Origin of the sequence: Sporosarcina sp. P37 (assembly GCF_002109365.1) — a bacterium.
GTDB lineage: Bacteria > Bacillota > Bacilli > Bacillales_A > Planococcaceae > Sporosarcina.
Map to the genome: position 1 here is coordinate 170,448 of NZ_CP015349.1, position 21,918 is coordinate 192,365.

The following is a 21,918-nucleotide window of genomic DNA, read 5'->3' on the forward strand; positions in this document are numbered from 1 at the left end:
ACATTCTATATAACTCACTAGTGCTGTGTAACGATTGATGGAGGGAACCTTACATGAAAACCGATGCAAAACTACAAAAAGAAGCAATGAAAGTCCTTAAAGAGACAAGCCGTACGTTTTATATACCAATCAAATTGCTCGAACCAACTGTCAGAGAAGCGGTTGCGTCCGCATACTTGTGCATGCGCGCAATCGATGAAATCGAAGACCACGAGCAGCTGGACGTCAACATTGTCATCGACTTGCTCAATAACGTCAGCGACATTCTTGATCATACGATCGCAACCGGCGAACCGATGCATCATGCACTCGACGAATTATTCGCACCGCATCGCGAACAGCTGCCTGAAGTGACGCTGCGTCTTGCGGATTGGGTAGATTTCTGCCCGGAGACGGCGCGCAATAAAGTTCTTGAATCCACAGCGATCATGGGCAGAGGCATGGCGAAGTGGGCAGGGAAGAACTGGGTCATTAACACGCGTGAAGAACTGGATGATTATACGTACTATGTGGCGGGGCTCGTCGGCGTGATGCTTGCGGATATTTGGCGCTGGTATGACGGCACGGAAACAGACCGGGACCTGGCGATTGGCTTTGGCCGCGGACTGCAGTCAGTGAATATATTGCGCAATTATAAAGAAGATGCAGTGCGCGATGTGAATTTCTTCCCGAATGACTGGAAACTGCCGGAGATGTTCGCGTATGCAGAAGAGAATTTAGCGCTTGCGGACGCATATATTGAAGATATTCAGACGAAGACAATTTTGAACTTCTGTAATATTCCATTGGCACTTGCACATTCAACGCTGGATGCATTGAAAGAAGGGCGCGAGAAGATGTCCCGAATGGAAGTTGTATCGGTCGTTAACAAAGCGATTCTAAAATAAAAGAACGGCTGACCGGACGAACGGAGGATAGCGATGCTCGATTTGATGATTATTATGCTGGAGCGGGTCGGGATGATTGTGGCAGTCGCTTTCCTGCTGACCCGTTTTCGTTTTTTTCCAAATATGATTCACCAGGACGTATTGGATCGCCGGCAGGAACTGACGGCGATTCTCTTTTTTGGTTTATTCGGTATTTTTGGGACCTATTTCGGCGTGGCACTTGACATGCAGACGTTTCATTTTGAAAATATGTCGTGGCAGCTGGAGACTGATGAGGCGATTGCGAACTCGCGGGTAATCGGAGTTGTTGTCGCCGGTTTGCTTGGCGGCTATAGACTTGGGATTGGCGCCGGGCTGATTGCCGGCATTCATCGCATATCGCTTGGCGGATTTACGGCGGTTTCTTGCGGGATCTCAACAATTATTTCTGGTGTGCTGGCGGGTTTCTTCTATAAAAAGGGCAAGCATATCAGCCCGCTCACCGCATTTGCGATCGGCGCAGCTGCGGAGAGTCTGCAAATGGCGCTGATTTTATTCATCTCGGAGCCGTTTGAGAAAGCGTTTGCATTGGTCCAGGCGATCGGATTGCCAATGATTCTCGCCAACGGCATGGGTGCAGCACTTTTTATGCTGATTGCGTATAATGTCATCAGTGATCAAGAGAAAATCACAGCGCTGCATGCCCAAAAAACGTTGCGCATTGCGGATCAGACACTCGCATATTTACGGACAGGCATGCGGAAAGATACTGCTGCAGCTGTCTGCGGCATCTTGATGGACGAGCTGCAGCCGGGCGCTGTCGCGATGACAGATAAAACGGACATTTTGGCATTTGTTGGCCCTGGGGGAAATGTGATGCAAGGTGCCATCCGGACCGATATGACGCGAAAAGTGATTCAGGAAGGCCGGCTGATCGTTACGGATGCCGTAACCCATGCGCATTCGGAAGTGCCCGAGTTTGGCGGAATCGTCATTGCGCCGTTGAAGACGCGCGGCGAAACAATAGGGACGCTGAAATTATTTTATCCTTCACGCAAAGCAATTACAGGCGTGACAATTGAATTAATTGCGGGTCTTGCGGAATTATTAAGCAATCAGCTCGAAATCGCAGAGGCTGATCGTGCGCATCAACTCGCAAAAGAAGCGGAAATTCAAGCATTGCAGGCGCAGATCAGTCCGCACTTCCTGTTTAATTCGATGAATATTATTATCTCCTTAATTCGCACGAACCCTGATGAAGCGCGTAAACTGCTTTCGTCACTGTCATTCTTTCTGCGTCAGAACCTCGAAGGGACGACCGCTAAAATGGTGACGCTGCAGCAGGAACTTGCACATGTCGAAGCGTATTTAATGATTGAAGAAGCGCGCTTCATTGATAAATTACAGATTCGCATCGATGCGGACCCGAACATCATGCAGGTGAAAATTCCGCCGCTGACACTGCAGCCGATTGTCGAGAACGCAATCACGCATGGCATCAAAGATCTTGACGAAAACGCGGTCGTCCATATTTCGATACATGATAACGGTGACACCATTCATATTATGGTGAAAGACAACGGCAAAGGGATCAACTGCGAGCGGCTTGCGCAGCTCGGCCGGCAGCAGGTCCTATCTGAAAAAGGAACAGGACTCGGTCTGTATAATGTGAACCGGCGTCTTATGATGTCATTTGATGAAAAGTCAGGACTTGAAATACAGAGCACGCCGAATGAAGGAACGAGCATTTCATTCCAGATTCCAAGGAGGTGATGAAGCATGCCGCAAATTCGTGCGCTGGTCGTGGATGATGAGCGCTACGCACGTGAAGAACTGATTTATTTGCTGGAACAATGTGACGGAGTGAAGGTGATCGGAGAAGCGGATTCGGGGGAGCATGCGATTGTTAAAGTGATGCAATTGCAGCCGGACGTCGTTTTTCTTGATATCGAGATGCCGAAAGTAGATGGCATGGAAGTGGCGAAGACGCTGAGCGCACTGAAGAAAGTGCCGTATATTGTGTTTGCGACCGCTTATCCTCAATTCGCTGCGGAAGCGTTCCGGATTCATGCGATCGATTATTTATTGAAGCCGTATGATGAAGATCAGCTTCGTCAGGCTGTTGCACGTGTTAAAGAAGCGCTTCATCCGCCGGCGGTTTCAGCCTCACCGAAGCGAATTGACCGTCTGCCCGTTGAAACGGAAGGTGAAATCCACTATTTGCCGATCCGCGACATTCTTTATGTGCACAGGGAAGAGAAATGGACGAAAATCGTCATGGCTTCACGGGAATATGAAACACGTATGACGTTAAAAGAGCTGGAACAGAAGCTGACTCCTTCATCTTTCTTCCGCATTCATAAAAGCTTCCTCGTGAACTTGGCCCATGTCAGCAGTTTGACTCCCTGGTTTAACGGTGCCTATCAGCTGGAAATTGATCAGCGGCCCGAAAAATTGTCCGTCAGCCGGAATTATGTAAAGGAATTACGTCAGCGTTTAGAAGGCTAAAAACATCTCGCAACCTGTTAATCTCCCGGAGTGCATCTTACTTCGCGATTTTGACATGTTGCGAGATTTTGTCATTAGGCAGGTGTATATCTATTATACTTAATGTAAGCGTTAACATTAGGAGGGAAAGAAGCTATGATTACATTTTTATTTTCGATCGTTTTATTAATCGTCGGATATTTCACGTACGGCAAGTACATCGTCAAAATGTTCGGCGTAAAAGAAGACCGTGCTACGCCAGCGTATACCAGCGCGGACGGTGTCGATTACGTGCCGATGAGCACAAGTAAGAACTCATTAATTCAATTACTTAATATTGCGGGTGTCGGACCGATTTTCGGACCAATCATGGGTGCGCTTTACGGGCCTGTCGCATTTGTCTGGATTGTCGTCGGTGCAATTTTTGCAGGCGCGGTGCATGATTATCTGACGGGGATGATTTCTATACGGAACCGCGGAGCGCACTTGCCTGAACTGGCAGGTAAATTTCTCGGCAAGTTCATGAAACATGTTGTGAATGCCTTCGCACTGTTACTGCTTGTGCTGGTCGGTACGGTATTCGTTTCGGCGCCGGCAGGCCTTCTGTACAATCTGATGGACGGCTGGATGGCATTGGGTATTATCGTTGCACTTATTTTCCTTTATTATATTTTGGCAACATTATTGCCGATCGATAAAGTGATTGGCCGTTTCTATCCGATCTTCGGTGCGCTGCTTGTAATCAGTGCAGTAGGTATCGGCGGTATGATGGTCATTAAAGGTGTTCCGATTCCTGAATTAACATTTGCAAATTTACATCCTGATAATTTGCCTATCTTCCCGTTATTGTTCTTGACGATTTCATGCGGAGCGCTGTCCGGCTTCCATGCGACGCAGTCTCCGATTATTTCCCGGACGACTCAAAAAGAAAGTCAGGGACGCAAGATTTTCTACGGTATGATGATTGCAGAAGCAATTATTGCTATGATCTGGGCAGCGGCCGGTATGGCATTGTTCAATGGTGTAACATTGAGTGAATTGCTGGCAGCTGGCGGACCTGCAGTAATTGTTAGCGAAGTTTCAACGGTTATGCTCGGCGCAGTCGGCGGTACTCTCGCTATTCTTGGCGTTATCATTCTGCCGATCACGTCTGGCGACACCGCGTTCCGCAGTGCACGGATGATCATCGCGGACTATATCAAGTATCCGCAGGCGAAAGTCACAAGCCGTTTGTTGATTGCGGTACCGATGTTTGCCGTCTCGATTGCATTGACGCAAATAGACTTCAATATTCTGTGGCGTTACTTCTCCTGGGCGAATCAGTCGACAGCCGTGATCGCATTGTTTGTAGGAGCAATGTATCTCTTCATTGCCGGCAAGAACTACTGGGTTGCACTCATACCCGGCACATTCATGCTGATGGCCACGACAACGTATATACTGAACGCAGCCATTGGATTTGGGTTGCCGATGAATGTCTCTTATATCGGTGCAACTGTCATTTCCATCTTCTTGGTAGCCTTGTTCTTTAATGCGGCGGTGAAAGCCCGGGCTGCACAAATTCCGCTTGAGGAAGATATTACAGACTGGGAATCTCCGGAAACGGTTTAATATATGATGGAAGCAGCCTGCTGAGCCTTGATTCAGCAGGCTTTTTCTATGCGTTTTTTTGGATATGATATACTTTTCGTACAGGTTTAGACCTAAGTGCACGAATGAAAGAAAAATATAAAAAAAGACGGCAAACACACTAAAAATAACTTAAGTAATAAATAGTGTAATTATACACTATTTGTGTAAAGAGGTGAAAAGCGTTGAATAAGCAGACGGTAATCGACTTAGTGTCACCCCGTATGAAGTTAATTCGGACGGAAATGGACTATACGCAAGATGAGATGGCGGACATTATCGGCATCTCGAAAAAGACCCTCGTACAGCTGGAGAAAGGCCGCCAGGAGTTGGGATGGGCAGTGGCAGTGGTTGTTTGCGCGCTGTTTCGGGAGAGTGCATTGCTGCGCTCGGTTATGGGTGATGATCCGGTGGAATTGGCGGAAATCGCTGTGCATGCGGAGATTCATTCGCGAGAAACGGCGGCCAGCGCTTCCGTGAACTGGTGGATAGAGGTCGGTCAATGGCAGCAATATAAGCTTCAGCAGCACACAGCGGGCGGTCATTACCGCATTATCGGCGAAGGCGGGAAGCGTTTATTCAGTACAGGAGATCGCGAAAAAGCACTTGCACAATTCAAAAAGTATATGGATATTATGTAATAGTTATATGAAAATAATTTATGAAAAACAGAAGAAAACCGGCTGTACCCATCAGGAGCCTGCCGGTTTTTCGATGTGGAATAAAAATTTCTGGGTGCCCGTAAATATACCGTTTGTATAGGTCCGCTCTTCAAACTGCACGTAATCATCACTGTCAATCGTCAATACAGTTGTGCAGCGGGTCCCGTAATCTTCAGATGTGATGAATATCGATGACAGCAAGCTTTCGAGTTCTTCACCGACACCGGTATCAGGCAGCTGCTCTGGCGGAAAGCGTTCCGCGCGCTGCATCATAGCGAATAAAATTTCGGGATCAATCTCATTCGTTTGCTGTAAATAATCAGCCAGCAGTGCTTTCGTTTTATTCACTTTCGGCCAAGGGGTATCCAGAAACGCATTACTGAGGCCGTGTGTGCCTGACGTCAGCCGCTTAATAGATTGCCCGATTGTTGAGTAGTAATACAGTTCTTCTGCTGACCCCGCCAGTACATTGCATCCTGCGTAATCACCCCGGTTTATGTGCAGCAGCTCCATGAATTCAGCTGCCTTGACGTCGGATTGTAAATAAGACGACACGATATGACCGCGTGACAGTTTGCCGGTTTCAGGCAATGTAAAGTCACGATAATTTGTCAGCGCAGCCACTTTGCCGCGCTTATTGATGCCAAGCCACGTACCCATCTGCTCCATATCACGTCCGGCAAGAATTTCAGGATGATCACTCCAGAAATTTGCGGGAGCTGTCGGACGTCCGTATGCTTCATCCCGGTTTGCCATCAGAACTAATTTGTACTTCGGATGACTTTGCAGTTGAAAAGCCAGTAAACACATCTCATCCACCCCATTGATCTCTAAATTCAGTATGGCGCTAGTGTATCATGTGCCGTTTTATTTGGCGACTATGTATTTATTCCTTTCATCTTTCAGGCAAACAAAATTCAGTACTGTTTAGTATCGAGTTGAAGTGCTTGAAATTACGCGTTATAATGATTCAAAAAGGACAAACAAATGATCAGTTTGTTTGTTGTGCAAAATTTGTTAATGGGGTGCTGTTACTATGGGACATACGGAAGCGTTCTGGGAAGCTACGCTGATTGAATTAAAACAAGGATATACAGAGAGCAACAATTCATATGATTGTTTGCTTTGCGGCAAACGAATAGAAAAAGGGGTTATTTATCCATATGAGAACACGCTCTATGAAGCGGAGCGGTTTATGGCCGTGCATATCGAGCATGCGCATCAGTCGGTTTTTGCATACTTGCTTGAACTCGACAAAAAATCGACGGGGCTAACCGGCCACCAAGGTGATTTGCTGCGTTTGTTTTATCAGGGAAAAAGCGATAAAGAAGTACAGGAGGAACTTGAAATTGGCAGTGCGGCAACCGTGCGGCATCACCGCTTTGCACTGAAGGAAAAAGAACGTCAGGCAAAAGTCTTTCTTGCGATGATGGAACTGCTGAAAGAACGCGATGAGTATGAATCCGCTTTTATACCTCCGCATAAAGCGGCCCAGCTGTTTCACGATGATGATCAGTTGGCTGAAGAGGAACAGCACGCGATATTGCGGATGTTTTTCCCAGAAGGAACTGACGGCCGGCTGAATGAAATGCCGGTGACCGAAAAACAGCGGCGCGTTATTCTCCGGGAAATCAGTAAGCGCTTTGACGGTGATGTATCTTACAGTAAGCATGAAATGAATGAAGCGCTTTCAGAGATTCATGAAGATTTCATTACGCTTCGAAATTATTTAACGGAATATGGTTTTTTCGGTCAGACACGCTCAGGCAGTCAGTACTGGCTGAAGTAGGCAGACAGATGCAGCCGCTGATGTTTAGAATTTCAGCTGCCGGGAAGACTAGCAGTAATCATGAAAGGAGCGGAAGTGCATGACTGCAAAAGATACAGTACTGAAAATCTTGGATGAAAGTATGATTGGAACAATGGCGACGGTGGACAATAATAAGCCGTACAGCCGTTACATGACCTTCATGAGTGATGGCCTGACTTTGTATACACCCACTAATAAAAAGACGGAAAAGGTGGATGAGCTGGAAGATAATCCGTACACGCACATCTTGCTCGGTTATGAAGGCGAAGGATTCGGTGATGCGTTTGTTGAGTATTCTGGCCGTGTATCTATTTCCGATGATGAAGAACTGAAAAAGAAAATCTGGAACGAACATATGAAGAATTGGTTTGATGGTCCGGAAGACCCGAATCTTGTCATTTTAAAAATTGAACCGGACGCAATCCGGCTGATGAATAAATCAGGAAAGCCGCCGCAGGATATTTCCCTGTAAATAATTAGTATGCTGAAAAAATATATTTTAATAATGTATCCCGGAAGCCGGAGGTCATACTCCGGCTTCCGGGATATTTTTACGTACTGAGCAAGTTAGCCACAAATATACGAAAAACCCGCGAATTTCCATTGATTGACGGCGTCGAAAGAGGGTATACTATCCCGTAAGAACACTTGTTCCTGCGAGGAGTGAAAGCCATATGAAGCCATTGCCTAATAGACAGATTGCCTGTTTGGATATGCGCAGTTTCTACGCCAGCTGTGCAGCCGCAATGGAAGGACTGGATGTGATGAAAACGCCGATTGCGATTATCGGCAATATTGAGCGAAAAGGCGGTGTCGTGCTCGCTGCCTCGCCGCCGCTGAAAAAGCAGTTTGGTATTACGACGGGGATGCGTCTGTATGAAATCCCGAACGACCCAAGCATTCATTTGATTGAACCAAAAATGCAGTTTTTTATAGATGTTTCAATGGAACTGACAAAATTGCTGAATCGCTATGTGCCTAAAGAAGCGATTCATGTGTACAGCATCGATGAAAGTTTTGTGGATTTTACCGGAACGGAACTGTTATGGGGTCCTCTGGATCATGTGATTCGCCGCATACAGGATGAGTTGTACCGGCAATTCCAGCTGCGCTCTGCGTGCGGGGTCGGTCCGAATATGCTGCTGTCAAAGCTTGCGCTGGATCTTGAAGCGAAGAAAACAGGCGTAGCATACTGGACGTATGAAGATGTGCCCGAAAAACTGTGGCCGGTCGCGCCGCTTCATAAAATGTGGGGAATTGGCCGGCGGCTTGAGCGCACACTGGAAGAAATAGGCATCTATTCGGTCGGAGATCTGGCGCAGACACCGCTGGAGAATTTGGAGAAGAAATTCGGTGTGATGGGTAATCAGCTGTATTATCATGCGCATGGCATTGATTACTCGACGCTCGGTTCCGTATTGATCGAGGGACAGGTGAGTTACGGAAAAGGCCAGACTTTGCTGCGTGATTACATAACGACCGATGAAATCCTGACTGTTGTGCTCGAAATGTGTGAAGATACGGCGATGCGTGCGCGGCTTGCGAAAAAGAAAGGGCGTACGGTCCAGCTGTCGTTCGGCTACTCGAAGCACGCGCACGGCGGCGGGTTTCAGCGCAGGAAAACTTTGCCGGAAGCGACAAATGAAACGCTTGCCATCTATCGTGTCTGTCTTGAACTGTTTGAACTCTGCCATGACGGGCGGCCGGTGCGTCATATTTCCGTCAGCCTGACGAATCTTGAAGAGCAAAACAGTTTCCAGCTCAGTTTATTTGACCCGTCAGACTGGAAGCAGCAAAAACTTGGACATGTGATGGATAAATTGCGTGTGAAATACGGATCCACAGCCATCCTGCGCGCTGTTTCGGTTACGCCGGGAGGCACGGCTTACCGCAGAAACAAATTAATCGGCGGCCATTATAAATGAATCACGGGCCGAATATGCTGCTGCAGATTGCCCGCCGCAGTTTGGATATTCGCATTGTATTTCACAAACTGAAATATCCAAGTTCCGTAACTTTCGATAACATAAAAGTTTTGCTAGAATCAAATAGCGAGAGGACTTGTACTATATCATACTGCAGCAAGAGACGTGCAGACAAAAGGAGGAGAGCCGGTGAAAGTATTACTGGATTTACGCTGGTTTTTTTCTGAGCGGAAAAAACAATACAGCATAGGAATTACGGCCCTGATGATTGTCGCCTTGCTTCAACTGGCGCCGCCGAAAATTATCGGCTTCATCGTCGATGCTGTAGCGAAAGATGAACTGACCGGACCGATGCTGACACGCTGGATGATTATCCTCGCAGTGGCGGGTGTGCTGATGTATGTCTTGCGCTATACTTGGCGCGTGATGATTTTCGGATCGTCAGTATATCTCGCGCGTGTCATGAGAGAGAGGCTGTTCACGCATTTCACACGCATGTCGCCGTCATTTTATCAGCGGCGCCGGGTCGGTGATTTGATGGCGCACGCAACGAACGATATCAATGCGGTGCAGCAAACGGCGGGATCAGGAATTCTGACACTTTTCGATTCCATATCTACGGGCGGTTTCGTTATTTTGATGATGGCGATAACAATCAGCTGGAAATTAACGCTGATTGCCCTCTTGCCGATTCCGGTGATGATTTTCCTGACAAGCTATTACGGGCGTTTATTGCGCAGCCGGTTCCGTGTGGCGCAGGAAGCATTCTCTGATCTGAATGATAAAACGCAGGAGAGTATTTCAGGCATCAAAGTGCTGAAGACGTTCGGCCAGCAAAAAGAGGATGTCGAATCATTCACGGCACGTTCAGAGCAAGTCGTGAAAGAAAATATGCGCGTTGCGAAAATTGACGCGCTGTTCGATCCGACGATTGCAGGGGTTTTTGCGATTTCCTACATCTTGTCCTTCTATTTCGGCACGCGTTTCATTTTATCGGGTGAGCTGTCGATTGGGGATCTGGTCGCCTTCACTTCCTATTTAGGACTGCTGACGTGGCCAATGCTTGCGATTGGTTTCCTGTTTAATATTGTCGAACGGGGAAATGCGTCGTACAGCCGGATACAGGATTTGCTTTCGGTTGAGCCGGGAATCCAAGACCATCCGAATGCGGTCAGTCAATTACCGCACGGAGATATTGTGTTTGACGTGGATACATTTACGTTCCCTGATGATACAAGGCCGTCACTCTGTAATTTGCATTTCACGCTTAAACAGGGTGAAACGCTCGGTATCGTAGGGAAGACCGGTTCAGGCAAGACAGCGATTCTTAAGCTGCTGATGCGCGAATTTGAAAACTATACGGGAACGATTACGTATGGCGGAATTCCGATCACGCGTTATAAGAAGGAGTGTTTACGCCAGGCTATCGGCTATGTTCCTCAAGATCATTTCTTATTCTCGACTACACTGGGTGAAAATATCGCCTTTACGAATCCGGCCATTGATCCGGAGAAAATTGTCGAAGCAGCGAAATCTGCACAGATCCACGAAGAGATATTGTCGTTTGAAGACGGCTACAAGACGATTGTCGGAGAACGCGGTGTATCGTTATCAGGCGGACAGCGCCAGCGTGTATCAATTGCACGTGCGCTGCTCATGGATCCGGAGCTTCTGCTGCTCGATGATTCATTGTCCGCAGTGGATGCCCGGACGGAAGAAGCGATTCTGCGTTCGTTGAAAGAAGAAAGAGCTGGCAAAACAACGATTATCACGTCGCACCGGTTAAGTGCTATCCAGCACGCCCACACCATCATCGTCATGGAAGAAGGCGAAGTGGCAGAAATCGGTGACCATGAGACTTTACTTGCGAAAAATGGCGTATATAAGGAAATGTACGATCTGCAGCAATTGGAGTCGATCGTAGAGCAAGGAGGCGGCGCAGATGAATAACAAACTGAAGATGTCCGCCAGAGATCAGTTCAAAACATTTGTACGGTTGGCGAAATATATACTGCCTATGAAGAAAAGCGCCCTAATCGCAATTCTGCTGTTAGTGCTGACGGTGACATCGACGATTCTCGGGCCGCTCGTCATTCAGCGGTTTCTTGATAACTATGTCGTGCCGCTGGAGTTTCCGGCAAAAGACGTGTGGATTATTGCGCTCGTTTATATCGGGCTGCAGCTCGTCAATATTGTCGGGTCGTATTTCCAGACGCTGCGCTTTCAGGAGCTCGCACTCGCGATCATCCAGCAAATCCGGATTGATGTCTTTACGAAAGTCCAGAAGCTCGGGCTGCGCTATTTCGATCAGACACCGGCCGGCGGAATCGTGTCACGTGTAACGAATGATACCGAGTCGATCAAGGAAATGTTCGTCAGTGTGGCGGTTACGTTCATGCAGGCGATTTTCGGGATTGCGGGTGTCTACATTGCGCTGTTCACTCTCGACGGCAGACTTGCGCTCTATACATTGATTCTGCTGCCATTATTCCTGATCCTCGTATCAGTCTACCGCTATTACAGTGCCGACTTCTACCAGGATATACGGGAACGGCTCAGTCAATTGAATGCGAAAATCTCGGAGTCATTGTCCGGCATGGGCATAATTCAGGCGTTTCGTCAGGAAAAGCGTCTGTCTGATGAATTTGTCGAAGTGAATGAGGGGCATTATCGCGCGGGACTGCGAAATATCCGTTTTGACAGCCTGATGCTTGGACCATTTATCGACTTGATGTATGCAGGTGCTATTATTGCTGTGCTGGCGTATTTTGGTTCGGCATCGCTGACGTCTGCAGTAGATGTCGGTATTATCTATGCATTTACTACGCTGCTGAGACGTTTATTCCAGCCGATTCACCAACTTATGCAGCGGCTGTCCATGTTCCAGCAGGCTATCGTGTCCGCAGCACGGGTATTTGCACTGATTGATGATCCGGAACTTGAGCCGGCACAAAAAGCGCTGTCTGATCAGAAAATCACGGAAGGCACAATCGAGTTCCGTAATGTGACATTCAGTTACGACGGCAAAAATGATGTGTTGAAAAATATTTCTTTCACTGCGAATGCAGGAGAAACAGTCGCACTTGTCGGTCATACGGGAAGCGGAAAAAGTTCAATCATTAATTTGTTCATGCGCTTTTACGAATATGAGCGCGGTGAGATTTTGATTGACGGGGTATCGCTGAAAGAGTATCCAATGGAAGAACTGCGTAAAAAAGTAGGACTCGTCCTGCAGGATCCGTTCATGTTTTATGGCGATATCGCGAGCAACATCCGTCTGCACAATGAAAAGCTGACCGATCAAGATGTACGGTCAGCGGCAGAGTTTGTGCAGGCTGATCACTTTATTAATGAGCTGCCGAATGGCTATCAGCAGAAAGTGACGGAACGCGGCTCGACGCTGTCAAGCGGTCAGCGGCAGTTAATCGCATTTGCGCGGACGATTGCGATGAACCCGAAAGTGCTTGTGCTCGATGAAGCGACAGCGAATATTGATACGGAAACGGAAGTCGCCATTCAGAAAAGTCTATCGAAGATGCGTGAAGGCCGTACAACGATTGCGATTGCACACCGTCTCAGTACGATTGCAGATGCAGAATTAATTCTCGTGCTTCACCACGGCGAAATCGTCGAACGCGGGACGCATACAGAGCTGCTTGCGCAAAAGGGATTGTATTACACGATGTATGAGTTACAGAACGGTGAACAAGAGTAGAATTGCGCGATTGTCAAAAAGATTTCACAATCAAATGAAGCGTAATCTATGCACTTGTTTGGTACGATAGAGTGGGAATGCTGGCGGTTTGCCGGCATTCTACTTGTCCTACTGTTAAAGGAGGAATTTTGTTGGGGACGGATGTTAATATATTCTTTGCGTTTGGAGCAGGTTTCCTGAGTTTCATTTCTCCATGCGTATTGCCACTATACCCGGCCTTTATATCGTACATTACCGGTATGTCACTGGATGATCTGGGAGATAAGAAAAAAGGAATGAGCCGCGCGGGTGTTCTGCATACGCTGTTCTTTTTACTCGGATTCTCGATTGTATTCATAATTCTTGGATTCAGTACATCATTTATCGGATCTATTTTCTTACAGTACCAGGACTTAATTCGTCAGCTGGGTGCGATCTTTATCATCATCTTTGGTCTGATGACGATTGGTGTATTTAAACCCGAATTTCTGATGAAAGAGAAAAAGCTGCAATTTAAAAATCGTCCGGCGGGCTATCTTGGCACGGCGCTGATCGGATTGGCTTTCGCAGCCGGCTGGCAGCCTTGCATGGGGCCGATTATCGGTGCGATTATTTATCTCGCAGCCACCAACCCTGCGTCGAGTATGCTGTATATGATGCTGTATGTGCTCGGATTTGCAATTCCATTCTTCTTCTTGTCATTCTTTATCACAAGAATCGGCTGGATCCGCAGGCACAGTATGAAGATTACAAAAGTGGGCGGCTATTTGATGATCGTGTTTGGTATTTTGTTATTCTTTAATGGAATGGTCTATTTAACTAGTTTGCTTAGCCCGATCTTTGGGGATTTCCAAGGCTTTTAATTTTAATGCAGGCTGATGAGCAGAAAAGAGGTGTAGTATGAAAGAAATCACTTCATTTGATGAATGGCAGGATGTGCTGAAATCAACGCCGCAGTTTTTGTTGTTTGTGAAGACGAATAACTGCTCTGTCTGCGAAGGACTGTATCCGCAGGTGGCGGAACTTGAAAGTGACTACCCTTTCGGCTTTTACCGGGTGAATGCAGCGGAAGTACCGGAAATGGCGGGGCAGTTGGCACTCTTTACCGCACCTGTCGTTTTACTGTTTCACGAGCAGAAGGAATTAGCCCGTTTCGCGCGGATTGTTCCAATGAACGATTTGAAGAAACGTCTCGATGAGCTGGTGCAGTGGAGGGACGCTGATGAATAAGATACAGGGATGGATAGATTATATTTTCACAAGTATTCCATCGATCTATTTGATCATTGGCTCTACGCTGATTTTCATTGTTATGACGACGTTCGTCTATACGATGCGGGCGAAGGCGTCGAATAAGCCGATCCAGGCAAGGAAAATCATCCTTCCGCCGCTATTTATGTCAACGGGGATGCTGATGTTTTTATTCGATGAATTCCAGGTGCCGTGGACGCAAGTGCTAGAAGCCAGCCTGGTCGGGGTCGTGTTTTCAGCTTTTCTAATTTATACAACAACATTCGAGCTGAAGAATGACGGAATCTATCTGAAGAAGTCCAAGGCGTTTCTCATTATTTTACTCGGTTTGCTGGTAATCCGCGCAGTCGGGAAGATTGTGCTCAGCAATTCGATTGATGTGGGCGAGCTTGGCGGCATGTTCTTCATTTTGGCATTCTCGATGATCCTGCCGTGGCGGATTGGAATGCTGCTGAAGTATAAAAAACTGGAAAAATGTATGCGAAAAAAGGAACTGTCTTTGTGACGGTTCCTTTTTTGCATGTGAATGTTGACTTGATGCAAAAAAGGATGACCTATGCGGACATCCTTTTGCTATGTTCAGATGAATAAATGCTCATACGGCTGAACATCTATTTCCATTTGCTTGAGTTTCTTGCGAAGGAAATTATGGTCGCGCTTGGGAGTAGCGAGAATATAGCCCTTAATAATATGGTCAAATTCAATAGTCTTGGCGCGGTCTTCCAGCGCGATTTCACCGATCTTGGCGCCGATTTTCTGCTTTGCCACGTCACGGAACAGTTCCGGCACAGGCGTGACAAGTTCATTCAGCATGGCTTTCGCTTCGTCATTCCACAAATGCAGGGACTCGTTGACATAATGTTCTTCCCAGTCCAGCGTTGATTTACCGTCTTCTTTCGGCAGCACTTTTAAGAACTTCCGGAACATGAAGAACCCGCCAATGGCGAATAACCCGATCAACACAATACCCCAAAACAGGATGAACCACATAAATAGGTCTTGCACGGTTTTTCACCTCTTCCATTCTATTCTTCATTATAAAAGCATTTGAGAAATATTTCACTAACAAAGTATCCGATTCTTTCTTTCGCGTCTATATAGCGGGTGAAAGGAGGTGATACACATGGCAGCTGCACTAGAATTTAAACAGGCGGTAGGGAAGATTCATTTCAACGCCGGCGTGAATGAAAAGGGCAATTTCATCCGCAAAGTAAAAACGTACCGATTTGTACACAACGGGGCAACACCGGCAAACTTGTATACGGCTTTTACTACACTGTCTTCTTTATCAAGCTATCAGACAATCCAGTTCGAGAAGGTTCTGACAGAAGATCTTCATAACTAAACCCGTACAGGAGGAGAAAATGCATGGAAAAAGTATTGGAATTGACATTTTTGACAGCGGACGGCAAGCCCGTAAAATTAACGGTGGACGAACCGCGTGAAGATCTCACAACAGAGCAAGTGGAATCCGCGATGCAGCAAATCATCGCAAGCAATGTATTCATTGTAGAGGAATCACCGCTTGCTGCGATTAAAGGTGCGCGCACATTACTGCGCGAAACACAAACACTCGTCACTCGTTAACGGATACAGCCGGTTTTCAGTCATGTACTGGAAGCCGGCTTTTTTGATTCATAGGAAGGAGGAGTGAACAATGGAACATTGGCTGCAACTAATCCAGGATGTCGGATTTCCGATTTTCGTATCGTTTTATCTGCTGCATCGGCTGGAAGTAAAGCTTGAAGCGATTCATGGCGTTCTCTCGGATATAAAAAACAGGTGACTTCATCGGAACTTCATGATTTCGTCAATGTTTAGCCAAATAGCGGCGGCTCTACGCCTTGTATGGGATGGGAACTTTAGTTATGATAAAGTGACTAGTATAAGGTGGAGGAATCAACTATGCATAAAAAGTTTTTATTACCGCTGACACTGATTTTCGTGCTGATATTGAGTGCATGCGGCGGCAGCTTTAAGCCGGACCATAAATATAAAGTGGATTCATTTGAATTCACCAATCAGCATAACGAAACGGTAACCGATAAAGATTTGGAAGGCTCTGTCTGGCTGGCACAATTTGTCTTTACGAAATGTACGACCGTATGCCCGCCGATGATGAGTAATATGGTTACTTTACAAGAAAAGCTAATTGACAATAAGATTGAGGATTACAATATCGTGTCATTCAGTGTAGACCCGGATGTGGATACACCTGAAGAACTCGCCAAGTATCTGGACATGTTCAGTGCGCCGGATGAAAGCAAGTGGCAGATGCTGACAGGGTATGACATGAAAACGATTGAAAAATTAGCCGCATCTTCGTTTAAACAACTAGTGAAACAGATACCTAACGACGACCAAGTGTTACACGGCGTTTCATTCGGACTTGTCAATCAGCAGAATGAAGTTGTAAAGTTATATGGCGGCAGTAAAGATGTAGATTATGATACAATCGTCAATGATATAAAAGCACTCATCAAAGAAGGCAAGTAATCTACGGAAGGGGTGAGGCAATGAAGAAATTAAAGAAAAAGAGACTCAGTCGATCGGGACGCGTAATGGTCGCTTTTTTGGTTTTATTAGTACCTGTTGCTGTCACACTCTTTACGATTTCCGCCATTCTGTGGGTAAATTTCGGAAAACATGACAAAATAACAGAAACGGCTTCTGCGTTATTCCATATACAGGACCGCAAGACGGGGGAAGCGATACCGCAGGAATTTATTCCTATTTACATCGCGGCCGCTAAGGAGTACGACATCCCCTGGACTTTGCTTGCCGCGCATCACCGGATTGAAACACGCTTCTCCACAATGAAGACCGATGTTTCACCGGTTGGGGCAGAAGGTCCAATGCAGTTTATGCCCTGCACATTCGTCGGCTGGGACTATCCCGGCTGTAAAGAGCTCGGCAAAGGCGATATTCCGGAACGCGACAAAATTGATCCGGCCGTAATCGAGCAGTACGGCGGATACGGCGTGGATGCGAACGGTGACGGAATCGCCGATCCATTCGATATAGAAGACGCGATCTTCAGCGCTGCCAATTATTTATCCCAAAGCGGGGCAGCTGACGGGAATATTGAAAAAGCTGTGTTTACCTACAATCACAGCAATCAGTATGTAGAAGATGTCATATGGTATTACAATGAATTTGAAGAACAGCGTCTGCAGTCAGAAAAACGTGCGAAAAAATAAAACGCGGAGTTCACCTAACCGGTGACTCTGCGTTTTTTTATGGATGGTTTTTCATCAAACTGTGGCTGGAAAGGGAGTTAAAAGTGTAATGGGCGGCACCGATGTGCAACATCTCCAAAAGTTGCCGTCACTCATAGGAAAGACATCAGTTGACTGACATTGACTATACAATTTTTACAAAAAAACGTGAAGTTCGCCGTTTTAGCAAACTTCACGTTTTTCCATTTTAAACTTATGATGCTTTGCGCATACTCTTCATAATCAGGCTAACAATAAATACAAGTACGATGGCACCAATTAATGCGGGTACGAAATAGAAGCTGGAAATCTGTGGACCCCATTCGCCCAGCAGTGCGCCACCAATCCATGCACCGACAATACCTGCAATAATGTTACCGATAATACCGCCCGGAATATCTCTGCCTACAATAAGTCCAGCTAACCAACCGATAATACCTCCGATAATCAAGAACCATAAAAAGCTCATGCTGTTCATCTCCTTTTATAATGTGTATGTAGCTCCTGCTTAGTATTTGTATAACCGTCTTTTTAATACATCAAACATTTTTCAATAAAAAAAGTCCAGACAGAATGAGTTCTGCTGAACTTTTGACGGATTTTATTTCGTGATGACCGCTGCGCCGAGTGTATGCTGGAAGTGGGAAAGTGCCCAGTCATGACCCGCCGCGCTGAAGCTTGCGACGCCGCCTTCATGAACGGCGATTGTATAACCGAGATTGTATGCGTCAACCGCAGTATGTAAAATACAAATATCCGTACAGACACCCATAAGATGGATTTCTGTAATGCCGCGGGCACGAAGCTGGATATCGAGATCGGTCCCGGCAAATGCACTGTAACGCGTCTTATCCATCCAGATGATATCGCCGGTATGTGCGGCGCAGAAATTTTGCAGTTTCCCGTACAGGCGGCGGCCTTCCGTCCCTCTGATGTTATGAGGCGGGAACAGTTTGCTTTCCGGGTGATACGGATCATTTTTTTCATGCAGATCATTGATTACGAATACGGGAAGCTGCTGTTTTACGAAGTCTTCCGTCGTATTTGTAATATACTCTTCCAATGCGATGCCTGGTTCGCCGCAAGTCAGTGCGCCGTCAATCGCTACGAAATCGACTGTGTAATCTATCACGAGTAATGCTTTATTCATCTGGAACATCTCCTTTCTTAGTATTTTGCCACAGCTGCGGCTGATTGACCAGACAAATGTAAAGACATCATAAGGATGAAATAATTCAAAAATACAGGAATCCATAAAAAGATTGTCAGCAGACGCAACAAGAATAAAAGACATAAATTGACACAAACTATAAATTTCATCAGAAAAACTGAAGCTATTTGAGAATCAAGCCGACTAATTGAGAATTCTTAATGATATTTCAATTAGTCATCACATTTTCTTATGTCTGCTTATAATTTATATGTATTTTACTATTGTTCTTTGCTATACTAAGATGGAATAGAGGAAAGATGTGCATTTTTATCTTTCAGTACATAAAGGGAGGAAATCAAATCATGGCAAAAAGCAATTTGCATAATAGCCGTCAGTCTTTCAAAGTAAACGACAAGACGTATAACTACTACCGTTTGAAAGCTTTAGAAGAAGCAGGCATCACAAAAGTCTCAAAACTTCCTTATTCAGTGAGAGTGTTACTAGAATCAGTACTTCGTCAGCATGACGGATACGTGATTAAAGACGATCACGTTGAAGATTTAGCGAAATGGGGCACTGTGCAAAACGCAGATGCTGAAGTTCCATTCAAACCATCACGCGTAATCCTTCAGGACTTCACAGGAGTTCCTGTAGTAGTGGACTTGGCTTCATTGCGTTCTGCAATGAACGAACTGGGCGGAGATCCAAACGAGATCAACCCTGAAATCCCAGTGGATCTTGTAATTGACCACTCCGTACAGGTAGACAGCTATGGTACACAGCAAGCTCTGCAAAAGAACATGGAACTTGAATTCGAACGTAATGCTGAGCGTTACCAGTTCTTGAGCTGGGCACAAAAAGCATACGATAACTACCGTGCAGTACCGCCTGCAACTGGTATCGTTCACCAAGTAAACCTTGAATATCTGGCTAACGTTGTTCATGCGGTTGAAAACGAGGACGGAACATTCGAAACATACCCGGATACATTAGTAGGAACTGACTCCCACACAACAATGATCAACGGGATCGGTGTACTTGGATGGGGCGTTGGCGGTATTGAAGCTGAAGCTGGCATGCTTGGACAGCCTTCATACTTCCCAATTCCAGAAGTTATCGGTGTAAAACTAGTTGGAGATCTTCCGGACGGAACAACTGCAACTGACTTAGCGCTTAAAGTAACTCAAACTCTTCGTGCACAAGGCGTTGTAGGTAAATTCGTTGAGTTCTTCGGCCCTGGTGTTTCTAAATTACCGCTTGCTGACCGTGCAACAATCGCAAACATGGCTCCTGAATACGGTGCTACTTGCGGATTCTTCCCGGTTGACGAAGAATCACTTAACTATATGCGTTTAACAGGCCGCGACGAAGAGCATATTGCGGTAGTTAAGCAATACTTGATCGAAAACGACATGTTCTTCACTCCTGAAAAGGAAGAGCCGACGTTCACTAAAGTTGTAGAAATCAACCTTGGCGATATCGCTGCAAATCTATCAGGCCCTAAACGTCCGCAAGACTTGATTCCATTGACTGAAATGCAACAGTCTTTCAAAGACGCAGTTGTAGCTCCAGAAGGAACACAAGGCTTTGGTCTGACACCAAAAGAGCTTGAGAAAAAAGGTACGATCAAGTTCGAAGACGGACGTAAAGTAGAATTGAAGACTGGTGACGTTGCAATCGCAGCTATCACTTCTTGTACAAACACATCTAACCCATACGTAATGTTGGCGGCTGGATTGGTTGCGAAGAAGGCTGTTGAAAAAGGACTGACACCTCCGCCATACGTTAAAACTTCATTGGCGCCAGGTTCAAAAGTTGTAACTGGCTACTTGAATGATTCTGGTCTGTCTGATTATATGGATAAAATCGGATTCAACACAGTAGGTTACGGATGTACTACATGTATCGGTAACTCCGGTCCATTACTTCCAGAAATCGAAAAAACAATTGGTGACGAAGACCTTCTAGTAACATCTGTCCTTTCAGGTAACCGTAACTTTGAAGGCCGCGTACACCCATTCGTGAAAGCGAACTACTTGGCTTCACCTCCATTGGTTGTAGCATATGCACTGGCTGGAACAGTGAACATTGACTTTGCTAAAGATCCAATCGGACAGGACCAAGACGGTAACGATGTATTCTTCAAAGACATCTGGCCTTCTACTCAAGAAGTAAATGATGTATTGAATGCAACAGTTACACCTGAATTGTTCCGCAAAGAATATGCTCGTGTATTCACAGAAAACGAAGCATGGAACGCAATTGAAACAACAGATGATTCTCTGTACAATTTCGATGAGAGTTCAACATATATCCAAAACCCGCCATTCTTCGAAAATCTTTCGAAAGAACCGGCTGATATTGAGCCGCTTGAAGGCCTGCGTGTAATCGGTAAGTTCGGTGATTCTATCACAACTGACCACATTTCACCTGCCGGAGCTATCGGTTTGAACACACCTGCAGGAATCTACCTGCGTGAAAACGGCGTAGAGCCGCGTAACTTTAACTCTTACGGATCACGTCGCGGTAACCACGAAGTGATGATGCGCGGAACGTTCGCGAATATCCGTATTCGTAACCAGATCGCAGAAGGCACTGAAGGTGGATTCACTACGTACTGGCCAACTAAAGAAGTTATGCCGATCTATGATGCAGCTATGAAGTATCAGCAAGACGGAACTGGCTTAGTAGTACTTGGCGGTAAAGACTACGGAATGGGATCTTCACGTGACTGGGCGGCAAAAGGTACAAACTTGCTTGGCATCAAAACAGTTATCGTAGAAAGCTTCGAGCGTATTCACCGTTCTAACCTAGTGATGATGGGTGTACTTCCACTTCAGTTCATCAATGGTGAAAACGTTGAGTCTCTAGGCTTAACTGGTGAAGAAGAAATCTGTGTGAATATCGCAGAAGGCGTAAAACCGCGTTCAATCCTTAAAGTTACAGCGAAAGCTCCAGACGGCAAGGAAACAGAATTTGAAGTATTGGCTCGTTTCGACTCTGAAGTTGAAGTGGACTACTACCGTCACGGCGGAATCCTTCAAATGGTTCTACGTAATAAATTAGCAGCAAAATAATTATACGCTGATCAGAATGTCCGGCTTAGCCGGGCATTCTTTTTTGATGGCGAGCAAAGGCGGTGCGGCACTCGATCATATGTCCATCGCAAGCGCTCATCGTTCACGGCAAACCTCTCTATAGCGACAGACAAGCGCTCTATGAA

General features: G+C 46.2%; 23 protein-coding genes. 19 read left to right on the top strand and 4 right to left on the bottom strand.

The annotated features are described in order from the left end of the window. Positions 1 to 53 precede the first annotated feature (53 nt). From SporoP37_RS01010 to SporoP37_RS01030, 5 genes are all read left to right on the top strand, one after another. A complete protein-coding gene (locus tag SporoP37_RS01010; protein WP_085429989.1) occupies positions 54 to 887 on the top strand; it encodes a squalene/phytoene synthase family protein in 834 nt (277 codons plus the stop codon). A 33-nt stretch (positions 888 to 920) separates the two neighbouring features. After that, positions 921 to 2,639 carry a LytS/YhcK type 5TM receptor domain-containing protein gene (locus tag SporoP37_RS01015; protein WP_081241943.1) on the top strand — a complete coding sequence of 573 codons (1,719 nt, stop codon included), beginning with the start codon at positions 921 to 923 and terminating at the stop codon, positions 2,637 to 2,639. 6 nt (positions 2,640 to 2,645) lie between these two features. Continuing rightward, a complete protein-coding gene (locus SporoP37_RS01020) occupies positions 2,646 to 3,374 on the top strand; it encodes a LytR/AlgR family response regulator transcription factor (RefSeq protein ID WP_085429990.1) in 729 nt (242 codons plus the stop codon). Positions 3,375 to 3,509: 135 nt separating this feature from the next. Continuing rightward, a complete protein-coding gene (locus SporoP37_RS01025) occupies positions 3,510 to 4,964 on the top strand; it encodes a carbon starvation CstA family protein (protein ID WP_085429991.1) in 1,455 nt (484 codons plus the stop codon). 203 nt (positions 4,965 to 5,167) lie between these two features. Next, complete coding sequence (locus SporoP37_RS01030) at positions 5,168 to 5,623, top strand: helix-turn-helix transcriptional regulator (protein ID WP_085429992.1); 456 nt, start codon at positions 5,168 to 5,170, stop codon at positions 5,621 to 5,623. Between the two features lie 51 nt (positions 5,624 to 5,674). On the opposite strand, the gene SporoP37_RS01035 is transcribed toward SporoP37_RS01030, so the two are convergent. Then, positions 5,675 to 6,454: an NRDE family protein gene (locus SporoP37_RS01035; protein WP_085429993.1), complete on the bottom strand. Its 780-nt coding sequence runs from the start codon at positions 6,452 to 6,454 to the stop codon at positions 5,675 to 5,677. 226 nt (positions 6,455 to 6,680) lie between these two features. Between SporoP37_RS01035 and SporoP37_RS01040 the strand changes: the two genes are divergently transcribed. The 8 genes from SporoP37_RS01040 to SporoP37_RS01075 all read left to right on the top strand — a co-directional run bounded on the left by SporoP37_RS01040 (position 6,681) and on the right by SporoP37_RS01075 (position 14,829). Next, positions 6,681 to 7,433 carry a DUF2087 domain-containing protein gene (locus SporoP37_RS01040; RefSeq protein ID WP_081241948.1) on the top strand — a complete coding sequence of 251 codons (753 nt, stop codon included), beginning with the start codon at positions 6,681 to 6,683 and terminating at the stop codon, positions 7,431 to 7,433. A 79-nt stretch (positions 7,434 to 7,512) separates the two neighbouring features. Continuing rightward, positions 7,513 to 7,926: a pyridoxamine 5'-phosphate oxidase family protein gene (locus SporoP37_RS01045; protein ID WP_081241949.1), complete on the top strand. Its 414-nt coding sequence runs from the start codon at positions 7,513 to 7,515 to the stop codon at positions 7,924 to 7,926. A gap of 202 nt (positions 7,927 to 8,128) precedes the next feature. Further along, on the top strand, positions 8,129 to 9,379 hold the full coding sequence (locus SporoP37_RS01050) for a Y-family DNA polymerase (RefSeq protein WP_085429994.1): 1,251 nt from the start codon (positions 8,129 to 8,131) through the stop codon (positions 9,377 to 9,379). Positions 9,380 to 9,568: 189 nt separating this feature from the next. Next, on the top strand, positions 9,569 to 11,329 hold the full coding sequence (locus SporoP37_RS01055; RefSeq protein ID WP_085429995.1) for an ABC transporter ATP-binding protein: 1,761 nt from the start codon (positions 9,569 to 9,571) through the stop codon (positions 11,327 to 11,329). Continuing rightward, positions 11,322 to 13,094 (top strand): ABC transporter ATP-binding protein, encoded by a 1,773-nt coding sequence (locus SporoP37_RS01060; RefSeq protein WP_081241952.1) that lies wholly within the window; start codon positions 11,322 to 11,324, stop codon positions 13,092 to 13,094. The genes SporoP37_RS01055 and SporoP37_RS01060 overlap by 8 nt, the downstream gene beginning before the upstream one ends. 131 nt (positions 13,095 to 13,225) lie before the next feature. Beyond that, the gene (locus tag SporoP37_RS01065) at positions 13,226 to 13,936 is read left to right on the top strand and encodes a cytochrome c biogenesis protein CcdA (protein WP_081241953.1); all 711 of its coding nucleotides are present in this window, start codon (positions 13,226 to 13,228) and stop codon (positions 13,934 to 13,936) included. A gap of 37 nt (positions 13,937 to 13,973) precedes the next feature. Then, positions 13,974 to 14,303, top strand: a complete 330-nt coding sequence (locus SporoP37_RS01070; RefSeq protein ID WP_081241954.1) for a thioredoxin family protein — start codon at positions 13,974 to 13,976, stop codon at positions 14,301 to 14,303. After that, positions 14,296 to 14,829: a CcdC family protein gene (locus SporoP37_RS01075; protein WP_231293269.1), complete on the top strand. Its 534-nt coding sequence runs from the start codon at positions 14,296 to 14,298 to the stop codon at positions 14,827 to 14,829. The genes SporoP37_RS01070 and SporoP37_RS01075 overlap by 8 nt, the downstream gene beginning before the upstream one ends. 74 nt (positions 14,830 to 14,903) lie before the next feature. Here SporoP37_RS01075 and SporoP37_RS01080 read toward each other — a convergent pair whose 3' ends face one another. Next, positions 14,904 to 15,314 carry a DUF2621 domain-containing protein gene (locus SporoP37_RS01080; RefSeq protein WP_081244700.1) on the bottom strand — a complete coding sequence of 137 codons (411 nt, stop codon included), beginning with the start codon at positions 15,312 to 15,314 and terminating at the stop codon, positions 14,904 to 14,906. 133 nt (positions 15,315 to 15,447) lie between these two features. Here SporoP37_RS01080 and SporoP37_RS01085 point away from each other — a divergent pair, with 133 nt between their 5' ends. From SporoP37_RS01085 to SporoP37_RS01105, 5 genes are all read left to right on the top strand, one after another. Then, positions 15,448 to 15,669 carry a DUF1659 domain-containing protein gene (locus tag SporoP37_RS01085; RefSeq protein ID WP_081241955.1) on the top strand — a complete coding sequence of 74 codons (222 nt, stop codon included), beginning with the start codon at positions 15,448 to 15,450 and terminating at the stop codon, positions 15,667 to 15,669. A 23-nt stretch (positions 15,670 to 15,692) separates the two neighbouring features. Beyond that, complete coding sequence (locus SporoP37_RS01090; RefSeq protein WP_081241956.1) at positions 15,693 to 15,911, top strand: DUF2922 domain-containing protein; 219 nt, start codon at positions 15,693 to 15,695, stop codon at positions 15,909 to 15,911. A gap of 70 nt (positions 15,912 to 15,981) precedes the next feature. Continuing rightward, positions 15,982 to 16,110: a YvrJ family protein gene (locus SporoP37_RS01095; protein WP_081241957.1), complete on the top strand. Its 129-nt coding sequence runs from the start codon at positions 15,982 to 15,984 to the stop codon at positions 16,108 to 16,110. Positions 16,111 to 16,229: 119 nt separating this feature from the next. Then, positions 16,230 to 16,820: an SCO family protein gene (locus SporoP37_RS01100; RefSeq protein ID WP_081241958.1), complete on the top strand. Its 591-nt coding sequence runs from the start codon at positions 16,230 to 16,232 to the stop codon at positions 16,818 to 16,820. 20 nt (positions 16,821 to 16,840) lie between these two features. After that, positions 16,841 to 17,524 (top strand): lytic transglycosylase domain-containing protein, encoded by a 684-nt coding sequence (locus SporoP37_RS01105; protein WP_081241959.1) that lies wholly within the window; start codon positions 16,841 to 16,843, stop codon positions 17,522 to 17,524. A 232-nt stretch (positions 17,525 to 17,756) separates the two neighbouring features. On the opposite strand, the gene SporoP37_RS01110 is transcribed toward SporoP37_RS01105, so the two are convergent. Together SporoP37_RS01110 and SporoP37_RS01115 are read right to left on the bottom strand one after the other, a co-directional pair. Further along, positions 17,757 to 18,011, bottom strand: coding sequence for a GlsB/YeaQ/YmgE family stress response membrane protein (locus SporoP37_RS01110; protein ID WP_081241960.1), 255 nt, complete (start codon positions 18,009 to 18,011; stop codon positions 17,757 to 17,759). 132 nt (positions 18,012 to 18,143) lie between these two features. Then, positions 18,144 to 18,692 (bottom strand): cysteine hydrolase family protein, encoded by a 549-nt coding sequence (locus SporoP37_RS01115; protein ID WP_081241961.1) that lies wholly within the window; start codon positions 18,690 to 18,692, stop codon positions 18,144 to 18,146. A 365-nt stretch (positions 18,693 to 19,057) separates the two neighbouring features. Between SporoP37_RS01115 and acnA the strand changes: the two genes are divergently transcribed. Then, positions 19,058 to 21,772 (top strand): aconitate hydratase AcnA, encoded by a 2,715-nt coding sequence (acnA, locus tag SporoP37_RS01120; RefSeq protein ID WP_081241962.1) that lies wholly within the window; start codon positions 19,058 to 19,060, stop codon positions 21,770 to 21,772. The last annotated feature ends 146 nt before the right edge of the window (positions 21,773 to 21,918 follow it).